Annotated in this window: 15 protein-coding genes and 2 pseudogenes; 10 read left to right on the top strand and 7 right to left on the bottom strand. The window is 58.1% G+C overall.

Going from position 1 to position 13,112, the window contains the following annotated elements:
* From FIV38_RS24615 to FIV38_RS24605, 3 genes are all read right to left on the bottom strand, one after another.
* Positions 1 to 459, bottom strand: a complete 459-nt coding sequence (locus FIV38_RS24615) for a tripartite tricarboxylate transporter TctB family protein (RefSeq protein ID WP_092234250.1) — start codon at positions 457 to 459, stop codon at positions 1 to 3.
* A gap of 144 nt (positions 460 to 603) precedes the next feature.
* Positions 604 to 1,587, bottom strand: coding sequence for a Bug family tripartite tricarboxylate transporter substrate binding protein (locus FIV38_RS24610; RefSeq protein ID WP_029299089.1), 984 nt, complete (start codon positions 1,585 to 1,587; stop codon positions 604 to 606).
* Positions 1,588 to 1,631: 44 nt separating this feature from the next.
* On the bottom strand, positions 1,632 to 2,924 hold the full coding sequence (locus FIV38_RS24605) for an OprD family porin (protein WP_029299088.1): 1,293 nt from the start codon (positions 2,922 to 2,924) through the stop codon (positions 1,632 to 1,634).
* A gap of 246 nt (positions 2,925 to 3,170) precedes the next feature.
* Between FIV38_RS24605 and FIV38_RS24600 the strand changes: the two genes are divergently transcribed.
* Entirely contained in the window at positions 3,171 to 3,842 is a 672-nt protein-coding gene (locus tag FIV38_RS24600) for a response regulator (protein WP_029299087.1), read from the top strand.
* Entirely contained in the window at positions 3,835 to 5,220 is a 1,386-nt protein-coding gene (locus FIV38_RS24595) for a sensor histidine kinase (RefSeq protein WP_065943869.1), read from the top strand. The genes FIV38_RS24600 and FIV38_RS24595 overlap by 8 nt, the downstream gene beginning before the upstream one ends.
* 131 nt (positions 5,221 to 5,351) lie before the next feature.
* Here the strand turns inward: FIV38_RS24595 and FIV38_RS24590 are convergent, their stop codons facing one another.
* Positions 5,352 to 6,173 (bottom strand): HDOD domain-containing protein, encoded by an 822-nt coding sequence (locus FIV38_RS24590; protein ID WP_029299085.1) that lies wholly within the window; start codon positions 6,171 to 6,173, stop codon positions 5,352 to 5,354.
* Positions 6,174 to 6,209: 36 nt separating this feature from the next.
* Complete coding sequence (gene ygfZ, locus FIV38_RS24585; protein WP_092234253.1) at positions 6,210 to 7,151, bottom strand: CAF17-like 4Fe-4S cluster assembly/insertion protein YgfZ; 942 nt, start codon at positions 7,149 to 7,151, stop codon at positions 6,210 to 6,212.
* 137 nt (positions 7,152 to 7,288) lie between these two features.
* Here ygfZ and FIV38_RS24580 point away from each other — a divergent pair, with 137 nt between their 5' ends.
* Both FIV38_RS24580 and FIV38_RS24575 read left to right on the top strand, forming a co-directional pair.
* Entirely contained in the window at positions 7,289 to 7,543 is a 255-nt protein-coding gene (locus FIV38_RS24580) for an FAD assembly factor SdhE (RefSeq protein WP_017736358.1), read from the top strand.
* Positions 7,527 to 7,979, top strand: a complete 453-nt coding sequence (locus FIV38_RS24575) for a hypothetical protein (RefSeq protein ID WP_092234256.1) — start codon at positions 7,527 to 7,529, stop codon at positions 7,977 to 7,979. Before FIV38_RS24580 ends, FIV38_RS24575 begins: the two co-directional genes overlap by 17 nt.
* On the opposite strand, the pseudogene FIV38_RS24570 reads toward FIV38_RS24575, so the two are convergent.
* Positions 7,948 to 8,139: pseudogene (locus FIV38_RS24570) on the bottom strand (L-aspartate oxidase); the annotation flags it as partial. The gene FIV38_RS24575 and the pseudogene FIV38_RS24570 sit on opposite strands and share 32 nt — an antisense overlap.
* A gap of 43 nt (positions 8,140 to 8,182) precedes the next feature.
* Between FIV38_RS24570 and FIV38_RS24565 the strand changes: the two are divergent.
* Together FIV38_RS24565 and FIV38_RS24560 are read left to right on the top strand one after the other, a co-directional pair.
* Positions 8,183 to 9,631 carry a tyrosine-type recombinase/integrase gene (locus tag FIV38_RS24565; protein ID WP_092234258.1) on the top strand — a complete coding sequence of 483 codons (1,449 nt, stop codon included), beginning with the start codon at positions 8,183 to 8,185 and terminating at the stop codon, positions 9,629 to 9,631.
* Positions 9,632 to 9,642: 11 nt separating this feature from the next.
* Entirely contained in the window at positions 9,643 to 9,936 is a 294-nt protein-coding gene (locus tag FIV38_RS24560) for a hypothetical protein (RefSeq protein WP_124525845.1), read from the top strand.
* Here FIV38_RS24560 and FIV38_RS30045 read toward each other — a convergent pair.
* Positions 9,920 to 10,063 (bottom strand): hypothetical protein, encoded by a 144-nt coding sequence (locus FIV38_RS30045; protein WP_159439624.1) that lies wholly within the window; start codon positions 10,061 to 10,063, stop codon positions 9,920 to 9,922. The two genes, FIV38_RS24560 and FIV38_RS30045, sit on opposite strands and share 17 nt — an antisense overlap.
* Before the next feature lie 111 nt (positions 10,064 to 10,174).
* Between FIV38_RS30045 and FIV38_RS31015 the strand changes: the two are divergent.
* The 4 genes and pseudogenes from FIV38_RS31015 to FIV38_RS24540 all read left to right on the top strand — a co-directional run.
* A pseudogene (locus tag FIV38_RS31015) lies at positions 10,175 to 10,324 on the top strand (BRO family protein); the annotation flags it as partial.
* Between the two features lie 992 nt (positions 10,325 to 11,316).
* The gene (locus FIV38_RS24550) at positions 11,317 to 11,850 is read left to right on the top strand and encodes a KilA-N domain-containing protein (protein WP_092234267.1); all 534 of its coding nucleotides are present in this window, start codon (positions 11,317 to 11,319) and stop codon (positions 11,848 to 11,850) included.
* Complete coding sequence (locus FIV38_RS24545) at positions 11,847 to 12,164, top strand: hypothetical protein (protein ID WP_092234271.1); 318 nt, start codon at positions 11,847 to 11,849, stop codon at positions 12,162 to 12,164. The genes FIV38_RS24550 and FIV38_RS24545 overlap by 4 nt, the downstream gene beginning before the upstream one ends.
* 313 nt (positions 12,165 to 12,477) lie before the next feature.
* Positions 12,478 to 12,870 carry a hypothetical protein gene (locus tag FIV38_RS24540; protein WP_092234274.1) on the top strand — a complete coding sequence of 131 codons (393 nt, stop codon included), beginning with the start codon at positions 12,478 to 12,480 and terminating at the stop codon, positions 12,868 to 12,870.
* Positions 12,871 to 13,112: the final 242 nt, after the last annotated feature.

Genomic DNA, 13,112 nt, shown 5'->3' with positions numbered 1-13,112 from the left:
TCAGTTCTCCAGAACGTCGAGCAGACCGAGGGGCAGCGGCACGTCCATGGCTTTATCAAAGAGCAGATAAAGACCAATGGCCATCAGGCTGACGATTACCACGCTGGGCATCCAGCGGCCGCCATACAGGCGCGCCATGGGGATGCCGATCAGCATGCTGCTGAGGATAAAACCCAAGGGTTCGAAGGTGCCGGCGAACACGATCAGCAGCGCGACGCAGATAGCGATCTTGAACAGGGTCTGACGGTCGAGGGCGGGCTCTTCTTCGGTGTGCTTGGTCGGCTGCGGGCGAAACAGCATGTAGATCAGTGCCAGGCTCATCAGCCCGAGCATCAGCAGCGGGTAGGCCCGCGGCCCCACGGGTTCGTAGGAAAAGGACGCCTGGTACGGCCAGGCCATCAGCGCCAGGCCGGCGCAGGCCAGCAGCAGCACTGCGGCGAAAATGCGTTGTAAGAGCATAGGAAACTCCAAGGCCACCTTTGTAGGCGCGAGCTTGCTCGCGAAGAACGTGAAAGCGCCGCGTCAAACCAGTTGAACCGCGTTTTCGTTGACGTTTTTCGCGAGCAAGCTCGCTCCTACAGGGGCATTACATGACAGGGGCGATTACTGGATCAGGCCGAACTCTTTGGCCAGCACTTTGTAGTCAGCCACCTGTTTCTTCACGTAGGTGTCCAGCTCCTGGCCGGTCATGGCGAAGGGGAACAGCTCGCGCTGGTCACGCAGCTTGGCGAACTCTTCGGAGGCCAGCAGTTTGTCGAACGCATCCTTCCACCAGGCGTAGTCGGCATCGCTGACTTTTGGCCCGAGGTAGAAACCGCGTACCACCGGCCAGACGATGTCGTAGCCTTGCTCTTTGGCGGTCGGAATATTCTTCATTTCCGGCTCGTCCAGGCGCTCTTCGGAGAACACCGCGAGCAGGCGCATATCGCCGCTGAGGATGTGGGGCATGGAGTCGGAGATGTCGGTACTGCCCACCTGGATATGCCCGCCGAGCAGGGCAGTGGCGATTTCACCGCCGCCTTCGAGGGCCACATAACGCAGGTCACGGGGGTTGATGCCGGCAGCCTTGGCGATCAGGGCGGTCTGCATCCAGTCCTGGCTGCCGACGGTGCCGCCGGAACCAATCACTACTTTGCTCGGATCTTTCTTCAGCGCCTGTACCAGGTCATCGAGGCTCTTGTAGGGCGAATCGGCTTTCACCGCAATCGCGCCATAGCTGGTGCCAACCGCAGCCAGCCATTTCACTGCGCTTTCATCGAACCGCCCGAATTTGCCCTGGGCCAGGTTCAGCAGCGAACCACTGGACCAGGCTACCAGCGTGCCAGCATCGGCGGGGCGCTGGGCCACGACGGCGTTATAGGCCACCGCACCCACGCCGCCAGGCATGTAGGTCACGCGCATGGGCTTGCTCAGCAGCTTCTCGTTGACCAGTGCGCTTTGCACCAGTTTGCACGTCAGGTCAAAACCGCCGCCGGGGGAGGCCGGTGCGATGCACTCCGGGCGCTTGGGTTCATCGGCGGCCAGCAGTTGGCCGGCGAACAACATGCAGCCGGCGGCCAGGGCAAATTTACGCAGGGATGAGGACATGGGGAACTCCGTCATTGTTGTTATTGGGGGTATGACTTTCAGGGTTACCACAGTGCGACGCTGTAACTGACCAGCACGCGCACTTCGTCTGCGTCCCGGGCCGAGTAGTTGGAGCGGTAGGTGGCGTTACGCAGGCGTACGGCCACGTCCTTGAGCGCGCCGCTTTGCACCACATATTTGATTTCGGTGTTGCGTTCCCACTCTTTGCCGGTGTCGCCATTCTTGAGCTTGATGTTGTCACCGGACAAGTAGCGGCTCATGAAGCTCAGGCCGGGGATCCCCAGCTTGGCAAAATCGTAGTCGTAACGGGCCTGCCAGGAACGTTCTTCGGCGCCGGCAAAGTCGTTGATCTGCACAAAGTTGACCAGGTACGGGTCGCTGCCATCCACGTACGGGAATGCGCTATCACCGGACATGTGCTGGTAGCCGGCGCTCAGTTTATGGCCGTTGAGGGCGTAGCTGAAAATGCCGTTGAGGGATTTGTTGTCAATGCTGCCGCCGCGCGCGCTGCCGGTGTCATCGCTGATGGCCAGGCGCAGGTCGGTGCCGAAGGTGCCCGGGCCCATGGGCGTTGAGGCGACCACGCCGAGGAAGTGTTGGCGGTACACGTCGTCCAGTTGGGCGAAGTGGTAGCTGCCGGTGATCTTCTCGGCAAACTTGTAGTCCACGCCACCGAAGTTGAAGTGCTTGCCGGTGGCTCCGCTGAGGAAGCGGCTGTTCTTGTTGTTGAGGGCAATGTCCTCGTAGTTGGTGTCGTCGCGGTCCTTGGCCTTGTCCAGGCGCCCGCCAGTGAACGTCAGGTTCTTGAACTCCTTGGAGGTCAGCAGGCCACCGTTGAAGGTCTGCGGCAGGATGCGCCCGTCGTTGGCCTTGAGGATTGGCAACTCGGGGATCAGCGAACCGACCTTAAGCTCGGTGGCGGAGATTTTCACTTTGCCGGTCAGGCCCAGCTTGGAGTACTCGTCAGCGGCGCGGCCATCATCGTGGGTGGGCAGCAGGCCGCTGCCGGTGCGGTCGGGGCTGGAGTCGAGCTTGACCCCGAGCATGCCCAGCGCATCTACGCCAAAACCGACAGTGCCGTCGGTGTAGCCTGATTGCAGGTTGAGCATGAAGCCCTGGGCCCACTCGTCGCGCTTGGACTGCTGGGCGCTGGTACCGTCGCGAAAGTCGCGGTTGAAGTACATGTTGCGGGTTTCCAGGGTCGCGCTACTGTCTTCAAAGAAGGCAGCCTGGCTAAGCGGCGAAAAGCCGGCAAGGGCAGCGGCACTGGCGAGGGCGGTCTGGGTCAGGCGGGAAAAACGAACAGGCGGGCAAGCCTGGGGCTGTGTCGACAGCATCGTGATGCACTCCGTTATTGTTCTTATGAGGCGAAAACGCTTCGAGGCGTTTTTCGGGCGCTATGGGTGAAATAGCTCGGAAGGTGTAACCGTCCGTTTCCGGATGCTAATGGGCGAACCTTTCACTAACCTTTCAGCGTCCTTTCAATGTTTTCGGGCTTCACAGCACAGGCCGCGGCTGTAAACTGCGCCGCGAGTTGGTAAACAAAGGGTGGCACCGGCCACCCCTCAACGAGGTACAAACCCATGCGTGTCCTGCTCGTCGAAGACCATCTGCAACTGGCCGAAAGTGTGGCCCAGGCGCTCAAGAGCACGGGGTTGACGGTGGATGTGTTGCACGATGGCGTGGCGGCGGACCTGGCCTTGAGCAGCGAGGAATACGCCGTGGCGATTCTCGATGTGGGCTTGCCGCGCATGGATGGTTTCGAGGTGCTGGCGCGCTTGCGGGCCCGTGGGAAAAATCTTCCGGTGTTGATGCTGACTGCCCGCAGCGATGTAAAGGACCGGGTACACGGCCTTAACCTGGGCGCCGATGACTATCTGGCCAAACCCTTTGAACTGACTGAACTGGAAGCCAGGGTCAAGGCGCTGCTGCGCCGCAGCGTGCTGGGTGGCGAGCGGCAGCAGACCTGTGGCGTGCTGGTGTATGACGTGGAAACCCGGCGTTTCACCCTTGGTGGTGAGTTGCTGACGTTGACCTCCCGTGAGCAGGCGGTGCTCGAAGCGCTGATCGCCCGCCCTGGCCGGGTCATGAGCAAGGAGCAACTGGCGTCCCAGGTGTTTGGCCTGGATGAGGAAGCCAGCCCCGATGCCATCGAAATCTATGTGCACCGCTTGCGCAAGAAACTCGATGGGCAGCCGGTCGCCATCGTCACTTTCCGTGGTCTTGGATACTTGCTGGAAGCCCGTGATGCGTAAGCACAGCAGCCTGCGATGGCGCCTGCTGTGGAACCTGGCATTGCTGTTGGTGGTGTTGATGCTGGCCAGCGGCTTGAGCGCCTACTGGAACGGTCGCGAGGCGGCAGACACCGCCTACGACCGCACGTTGCTGGCCTCGGCGCGGACCATCGCCGCCGGCCTGTCCCAGCGCGACGGCACGCTCAGCGCCGATGTGCCCTACGTGGCACTGGACACATTCGCCTATGACAGTGCCGGGCGGATTTATTACCAGGTCAATGATATTCACCAGAAGCTGATTTCTGGCTACGAACACCTGCCAGGCCCGCCGCCGGGCACGCCGCGCACCGACGATTATCCGGCCTTGGCGCGTTTCTATAACGCCAAGTACCAGGGGCAGAATGTGCGGGTGGTGAGCCTGCTCAAGGCGGTGTCGGAACCGAACATGAATGGCATGGCCGAAATCCGCGTGGCAGAAACCGACGAAGCCCGCGTCAGCATGGCCCGCAGCCTGATGGCCGATACCTTGCTGCGCCTGGGCATGCTGGCCATTGGCGCCTTGCTGCTGGTGTGGTTTGCGGTAAGTGCGGCGCTGCGCCCGCTGGAGCGATTGCGCACGGCGGTGGAAGAACGCCAGCCGGATGATCTGCGGCCGCTGCCGCTGGTTGAAGTGCAGCACGAACTGGGGCCGCTGGTGCGGGCCTTGAACCACTTTACCGAACGCCTGCGCGGGCAGTTCGAGCGCCAGGCCCAATTTATTGCCGACGCTTCCCACGAGTTGCGCACCCCATTGGCCGCGCTCAAGGCCCGGCTGGAATTGGGCCTGCGCGCCGAGGAGCCGGCCATCTGGCGCAGCACCCTGGAGACGGCGGCGCAAGGTACGGATCGCTTGACCCACCTGGCCAATCAATTGCTGTCCCTGGCACGCATCGAAAACGGTGCGCGGGCGATTGCTGAAGGGGGGGCGCAGTTGCTCGACCTCAGTCAACTGGCCCGTGAATTGGGCATGGCCATGGCGCCCCTGGCCCATGCTCGCGGCGTGGCATTGGCATTGGAGGCGGATCAGCCGGTGTGGTTGCGCGGCGAGCCGACCTTGCTGAACGAGCTGTTGAGCAACCTGGTGGATAACGCCCTGGCGCACACGCCATCAGGTGGCAACGTGATCCTGCGGGTCACGGCGCCGGCGGTGCTGGAAGTGGAAGATGATGGCCCAGGCATTCCGCTGGATGAGCGCGACCGGGTGTTCGAGCGCTTCTATCGGCGCAACCAGCAGGGCGCGGGGTCAGGCCTGGGGTTGGCGATTGTCGGGGAAATCTGCCGCGCGCACCTGGCCCAGATCAGCCTGCATGATGGCGAGCTGAAAGGGCTCAAGGTGCGGGTAAGTTTTATCGCGGGCTGACAGCGAGGGCCGAGCTGCTTACCTGTGGGAGCTGGCTTGCCTGCGATAGCGGGCGACATACCGCCGCAGAGTGCCAGGCGCCCAGCGTCATCTTTGGCGAACATCGCGGGCAAGCCCGCTCCTACAGGGGGTCAGTAGAACATTGAGCGTGCTTCGTCCAGCTCGGTGCGCACCACTTCATTGAGCGGGTCGATGCGCAGCTTCTTGAATGCCGGCAAGTTCGACAGCGCAGTGTGGGCCAGCGGGTGGTTGGTATTCTTGTGGCAATACAGCACGGCCACTTGCACCAGGTCGACATAGTCCAGGCTGGCCGAGTCGCGCTCAAGGTCCTGGTAGTGCGCGGGCACATTCACCAGCATTTCCGGGAAGTCCCAGCCACGCAGCAGTTTGTCCCCCAGCAGCGGGTGGATGCTATCGATCACATGGTTGAGGCTGACCGGGTCAGAGAGCAGTTCGTAGTGATCTTCGGCGTAGGTCAGGATCGGCAATACGCCGATCTGGTGCACCAGCCCGCCGAGCGCCGCCTGGTCCGGCTTGAGCTGGCTGTGGTTGCGGCACAAGGCATAGCAGACGCCCGCCACTTCCAGGCTGCGGCGCCAGACCTCACGCATCTTCTGTTCGACGGCTTCTGAGCGGGCATGGAAGATTTGTTCCATCACCAGGCCGATCGCCAGGTTGCTGCTGTAGTTGGTGCCCAGGCGCGTGATGGCGGTGTGCAGGTCGGTGACTTCCTGGGAGGCACGTAACAGCGGGCTGTTGACCACCTTGATCAGCCGCGCCGTGAGGGCGGTATCGCGGCTGATGACTTTGCTTAAATGACTGATGCTGACTTCGGGGTCTTCGGCGGCCTGACGAATTTTCAGGGCCACTTCCGGTAACGTGGGCAGAACCAGGTCATCGTTATCGATGGCCATCACCAACGCCTGTTGGACTTTTTCCGCCAGTTTGTTCATTCATGCTCTCTAGGGTGCTGCAAAAGGGTGTGGCGATTAACGCTGGATCTCGCGATCACGGTCCAGTGGGTAGGGCAGGTCGAGCAACTTGAGACCCGGGCCTTCCAGCGTACCTAAATGCACATCGCCACTGTCGGCTGCTTCGGCTTGCAGCACCGCCAGAAGTTCAATCCCTTCGTCGGCCCGGGCGGCAATCACCACCTCGCCGATGGCACTGTTATGGCTGGGGGCAAACAGTGGTGTACCTGGTTCGGGCAATACGTCGCCATCCAGGCTCAGGCGGTACAGGCGCCGCTTGAGTTTGCCCAGGTATTGCATGCGGGCGACGATTTCCTGGCCGGTGTAGCAGCCTTTCTTGAAACTTACGCCACCAACCGCCTGCAGGTTGAGCATCTGCGGGATGAACAGCTCGCGGGTCTGGGCCATGACCTGGCCGATGCCGGCGCGGACCTGCCCCAGCAGCCAGGCATTGAGATCGCCTTCGGCAAGTGTTGCGGCCAGTTGGTTGCGCAGCGGCTCGGCTTGCGCGGCGGGCGCCCAGAGTTCGGCGCGGCCGGGGGAGACGCGAATGGCCAGCAGCTCTTCATGGCGCGCCACGCTGTCGGTCTCGGCTGGCAAATCCAGGCCCAGGCTGGCGATTGCCTGGTCAGCGTCGGCCAGGCCGAAGCGGACCCAGGCGGCGCTTTCGTCCGTGAGCTTGGACTTGGAAAACACGGCGTATTTTTTCAGGTCCGCCAGTTGTGGCTCCAGCAGTTCGCTGGCCATGGCCAGCAACACGCCGTCACCTTGCAGCACGATACGGAAGCTCGACTGCATACGGCCCTTTTGGGTGCAGCGCGCGCCGAGGCTGGCGTGGGTGTCGTTGAGGTAGTTGAGGTTGCAGGTCAGTTGTCCCTGGAGGAACTTGGCCGCGTCAGCGCCGCGAACGGCCAGGACGCCTTCGTGGGACAGGGGGCAGAAGAAAGCAGAGTCAGCCATGGGTCATCGCAGTTGGAAAGTCATGGGTGCATCATAGAGGGGCGCCCGGTAAATGGGTAGTTTCATAAGCCCGACCAAAGCCGACTGTTCCAAGGGGCGTGGGCCTGTATACTTGCGCCCTATTTGAGGAGCGCTCCATGGTCGAAGATGTAGAAATCAATCGCCTGTACTGGCACAGCCGTCGCGGCATGCTGGAGTTGGATGTGTTGCTGGTGCCTTTCACCAAAGAGGTTTACGCGACTCTCGATAAGGTGGATCGCGACCTCTACGTCAGGCTGCTGACCTGCGAAGATCAGGATATGTTCGGCTGGTTCATGGAACGTGCCGAATCGGAAGACCCGGAGCTGCAACGCATGGTCCGGATGATCCTGGATCGTGTCCAGCCCAAGTAATAGCTTTGAATGCCGCTGGCAGGCCTGCGGGCGGTTGCTGGCGGCGTATCTCCTTGCCCAGGTGCTGGCACTCGGTGCGCTGTACCTGCTGGCCGTACCTGTCTTAATTACTCTACTGGGTGTACTGGCGTGCCTGGCCCATGCCTTGTGGACCCTGCCGCGTCATATTCGCTTGACCCACCGTTCGTCGGTTCGTGGCCTGCGCCGCAATGCCGACGGCTGGCAATTGTGGAGCGCGGCGCGAGGTTGGCACGCCGTACAGTTGTGCCCTGACAGCCTGGCGTTGCCGCTGATCGTGGTGCTGCGCTACCGGTTGCCGGGGGAATGGCGGGTACGTTCGGTGTGTGTACCCCATGCTTCGCAGGCCGCCGATGTCCATCGGCGCCTGCGGGTACGCTTGAAGTTCAGTCGCCGTAGGTGGTTGGCACCAGGATAGTGTCGAGGGCCTCTGGCAGCATCTGCGGGTAGTCGAGCGTGTAATGCAGGCCTCGGCTTTCCTTGCGCTCCATGGCCGAGCGGATCATCAGCTCGGCGACCTGGGCCAGGTTGCGCAACTCGATCAGGTCACGGCTGACCTTGTAGTTGCTGTAGAACTCAATCCGATGAGGCTAAACCCAATGGATACAGGGGTTTCAGCCGATGACCGTCATCCACCGCTCCCAAAGTGGGACAAACCTGTTACAAACTGCGCTCGCCAAGCCGTACCACTATCGCCGGTCTGGTCGCTATTACCTTCGCCTTCGCCCTAAAGGAACCGCTAAGGGCTTCTACACGCTATCGCTCAGGACCACAGACAAGGCTACTGCTATGACCATCTCCAAGGACATCCTCAAGACGCTGGCTGCTTTCCACTTGGATAACCCAGCGGCAACATGGGATGAGCTCAGAGAACGGTTGGCAGACATCGCTGAGGAGTGCCTGACCATGGCTCATGGTGATGACTCATTGGTGGCCTACGAGATGATCTATGACGAACTGCGTCTGTCGCTTCGTGAGGCATCAGCTAAGGGGCCAATGACCGTTGATCAACAAAGGGCCGCGAGCAAAGCTGAGGACATCCTTGAGGCCGCTCAGGAGCGCTTGAAGGGGAGGCCGGGCAAGCTGGTTGGGATCGTTGAGGAACTCAGAGGTGTCCCTTGTGGCACGCCTGTAGCCCCTTGTCTGTCCCTATCTGTAAACGCTTCTGAGGCACTGACGTTCGAGCATCTCTCTGGGCTCTATATGGCGGAGCAAAAGGACAACGTACAGGCCAGCACTATGCGAGACGTTAAGTCGTCTTGTGCTGCTATTAGCGCTGCTCTGGGAGAGCTCGACCTTAAAGGGCACACTCGGGCTGACATGGTGGCACTCAAGGCAAAACTCCTTGAGGACCGCAAAGGTTCCACTGTGAACAAGCTACTCACCCGGCTATCAACTGTCATGGATTGGGCTGTTCATAATGGCTACATCGACAAGAGCTTCGATAAGGGGTTGAAGCTATCCAAGGATGCTGACAGCTCGCGTGAGGCGTTCTCTCAGGATCAGGTCCAGTTGCTTATGTCCTACGCTAACGGCCTATCTGCTGATGTATGGCAGCGCTGGGCGTTGTCCCTTGGGGTCATCACTGGGACCCGCATTGAAGAACTCAGGCAGTTGACCAAGGCGGACGTTGAGCAGGTTGGGGGCGTTTGGGTCATCGACATAAATAGGAACGATGGCAAGACAGCCAAGACCAGGAATGCTCTGCGTGTCATACCGTTGACCGATGCGGCCTATGGGTTTGACCTAAAAGCGTTCCTTGCGTTTGTCGATAGCTCTGACTCTCGGCTGTTCACGTTAGGCGCTGGTCAGTTCTCAAACGTGCTTAATGGGGCGTTGCGAGATGTCTTGAGCCTGAACACTGATCGGACCCAGACCTTCCACTCGTTACGTCACTCGCTGGCCGGTGCCTTGAAGGCCGCTGAGGTGCCTGTGGGGACCGCTGAGGCAATCTTGGGGCATTCGTCGGGGTCGATTAGTTATGATCTGTATGGATCTGGCAGCGCCGTTCAGGTAGAACGGATGGCTGAGGCGTTGAGCAAATCCTTTAAGCTGACAGACAACAATTGAGAGATACTTGTATGGAAACTAATCCCGTTAAGTCTAAGCCTACGCTTGAACTAATACTTGTCGATGACAAGTCGTTAATTGTTGAAGTGACCAGTTATCACCTTAAGTTAAATAGCAAGTTGCATGTCGGTGCAAAAGGGGGAGTGCACAAGCTCGGAACATTCAAAATAAATAGCTCGGCCTGTCAGGGGTGGGAGGCTGTCAAAGCAATAAAATATGTTGTTGGTGAATGTGTGGTGCTGATGGAACACATTCCTAAAACAACCCCGAGGACAATTACTTATAAAGTTAGGCAGGATTTTTAAGCGCAACTTTATGGGTGTCGAACTGGACGTTCTTGTCGGCCACCCTGAGCATGAACTGCTGTTTGTGGCTGTTCAGGTTGCCCGCGCCGCTGGCTTGAAGAACCCAAGTCAGCAGGTCAGCCGTCACGCCGGGTACTCAGGGACATCTGGAGCTATCACATTAGGGTCTATACCAAATGTAGATACCTTACCAAAGCTCCCTAACGTGCAGTCAAGGAGCTGAGTTTTTACTGAGGCTGCGGCCTATCAGATGCTCCTACGGGGACGCGCACCAGCCTCTGAGCCGTTCCGAAAGTGGGTCACAGAGGAAGTCCTACCGACCATTCGCAAGACTGGCCCCTACAGCGCAGGTGAGTCCACAAACCCAATCGCAATGGGGATTATTTGAACATCTTGAAAACGTCCCACACGACAGCTCCAATGAATGCAAACCCAGAGATTGCCCATAGAGCCTGCATGATTTTGCGCCGTGCCACATTGATTGACGGTCGCATGCCTGAGGTGATTAGCGTTGCTACGAAGTTGATTACCAATTGGGCACCCATCAGTTTGAGGATGAGGAGTGTGTAAGGCATTGAGTCTCCTTGGTTAGGTTGCCAAAAGATGTCATTGTGCCACATCTGATTTCATGCAAGTTGTCATATCTAAAATATTTCTTCTTGTCACTTGTCAAGAACTATTTAAAAACCCTCACTAAGGGTACAGGTAGGCAGACACACAGAAATAAATCCTGCCTGTACATTCAGATTCCTACCATTTGACCTGAGACTACAGAGTGCCAAGAGCGATCACCCACAGGGTGACACGCCAACGCTCAACCGTCCCCGGTAAGCAGACTAAGCGTCTGGCTCCAGTAGGGAGGAGCGAACATTGATATTGCTGATCGTAAGTCGGTGCCTTTTAGGGCATCGCTGAGAAGCCTTGCACGGGATTGGGGCCACCGTGTATTGCTCAATGTTCACGGGGACCTTAACTTAAAGATCTTAAAGATTACTCATTGAGAACTATCTAATAATTATCTTTATATAAATCTATTCTTTTGTCTTTAAGAAAGGACTTATAGGTTTCTCTTGGAGGGGATTTGTCTTGCGACAATAATTACCCCTGCTTGCCGAGAGTAAGATTAAGCAGGGCTGCAAGTGATCGTTTACACCAGTGGTGCTTGGTTTACTTTAAGAGGTTCTCTCGGGCCATGTGAAGCAAGTGGTCGTAAAAACCCTCACTAAGGCTACAGACACACCACGCCCATCGCTGGGCATCACACAGATAATCGCAGAGTCTTCCTGTTTGCTTCTTCATGCCACCGTCCAGAACCTTTGTCGGGTCTCTGCGCTGGGCTGTGGGAGCGAACCTGAGGAAGCAAACAAGAGGAATAGACAAATGATCACTGACATCAAACATAAGCACGCTGGGCACGTCATCATTATAGAAGGTCAAGCATTCAAGGCCAATAATGCAGGGCAGTGGGACCTAACTGATATCTGGCGAACCTTAAAGTTACCAGTAAAGAACGGACCTGCGCAGTGGCGGACCAAGCAGGCTAAACGAATGGAAGCTATGCAAAATTTGCACAGCTCCAATGGTGCAGGCTCATGGGCGACCAAACGCGCAACCCTTGAATATGCGGGCTGGGTCTCGGATGAATTCAAAGATCTTGTCTATGACGCCTTCGAGGCGATCCTTGAGCTACCAGAAGTAGCTTTGATCGTTGCTGACAAGATGGCCTCTTTGGGAAACGATCACAGTGCATCCATCCTCAAGCGCATGACATTCAATAACAAGTGCCAATGGAGCTCTCTGGGGCACCGTAACACCGTACAGGGCCTACGCTCAGCTATCGCTAAAGGCAACCTTACAGAGGCTCAAGCAGCCGCCCTTGCAGCCAGAGACGGCCTTAGAGGATTCGCTAAATGAGCAACTTTAAGAAAACCATTCCGACAACCGCTGAGCTCGCCTTGATTAACAGGGTGTTCACCAAGCCACGCCGGACATCGCTTATTACGATCCGCGCCTTGGTCTCTAAGGTGAATGCTCCAGGCCGTTCGCGCGATCCTGAATTGGGCACTGTTTACGACCTCGCGGTGACGCTTCCCTACATTGCCCTCATAACAAACCAGCGATGCATGGAAGCGCTCAAGGAAGCTCTTGAAGACGGTCTCAGTTTAAAGACGCTTGTTCGCTGTGACTTGTCCATTCCGATGAGCAGTCAGCCGATAATGCTGGCCTGAGAACTGTCGTAAAAAACCTCACTACGGCCACGGGAATCAATCACCCATGGTCTCCTCAAGGTCCCACGAGGCGCCCTAAGCGTCAGTAGTGGGCAATCTATGCACCACACCGGAACCTCCTCGCTGTCCGCCATTCAGCACAGAGGCGCTCCTACAGTCCCCGCCAAAGTAACCCCACAGGACTGTGAAACCACCTTCAATCCAATACCTTTAAGCAAACCTTGTTGATCCCGTGCGGGTCTCCTTTCCCCATTGGTCACGCGATCATGGCGGCAAGGTTTGGCTTAAGGGTCTCTCAAAGGAGAACCCCAATATGAAGCTCGACATCCAACTCAGTGACAACTCCTTGACCGTTCAAGGCCAACCCGTGACCAAGGCTTATGCCGAGGGCGTAATGCTCGCAGGTCTTATCGCTGCTGCTGGTAAGAATCAGAGTTCGATCACGGCCATCGTGCGCCAGTACATCGAAGCTGGTCTCAGTACCTCAGCATTCCCTGAGCAGACCTCGCTGGCCCGCCAAGAGATCAAAGCAGGTGAAGACCTTCGAGCAGCTCAGCTCCGTGACGCTCAGTTCCACGCAGACCGATGCGCTTCCTATCAGGCACCTACACGCCTTGAAGTGGCTCGGGCTCGTGAAGCCAAAGAGAAACGAGCAGCAGACATCCGGGCACACGGTGCGGCCATTCGCGCAGCTCGTCGTAATTGACAACAGCTAAGCGGTCCACAAAGAACATCACTTCGAACAACTCAAGGAGATCCCACATGAAAACTAACGAATACATCAAGCCCACCAACTGGTCTACCGCTCTCACTGAGCAAGGCTGTTGCCGCTGACCGAAAACTGACCCAGTAGAGGCTGTTCTGCCGACTGAAAACTGACCCAGGTGTTCAACTGCTTCTGCTCACTTTTTGAGCAGGAGAACACAGGGTGATCAGCATGGAAATGTT

This window comes from Pseudomonas proteolytica (assembly GCF_007858275.1).
Classification (GTDB): domain Bacteria; phylum Pseudomonadota; class Gammaproteobacteria; order Pseudomonadales; family Pseudomonadaceae; genus Aquipseudomonas; species Aquipseudomonas proteolytica.
Note: the sequence above shows the minus strand (reverse complement) of the source record. Positions and strands in the feature narration are given on the sequence as shown.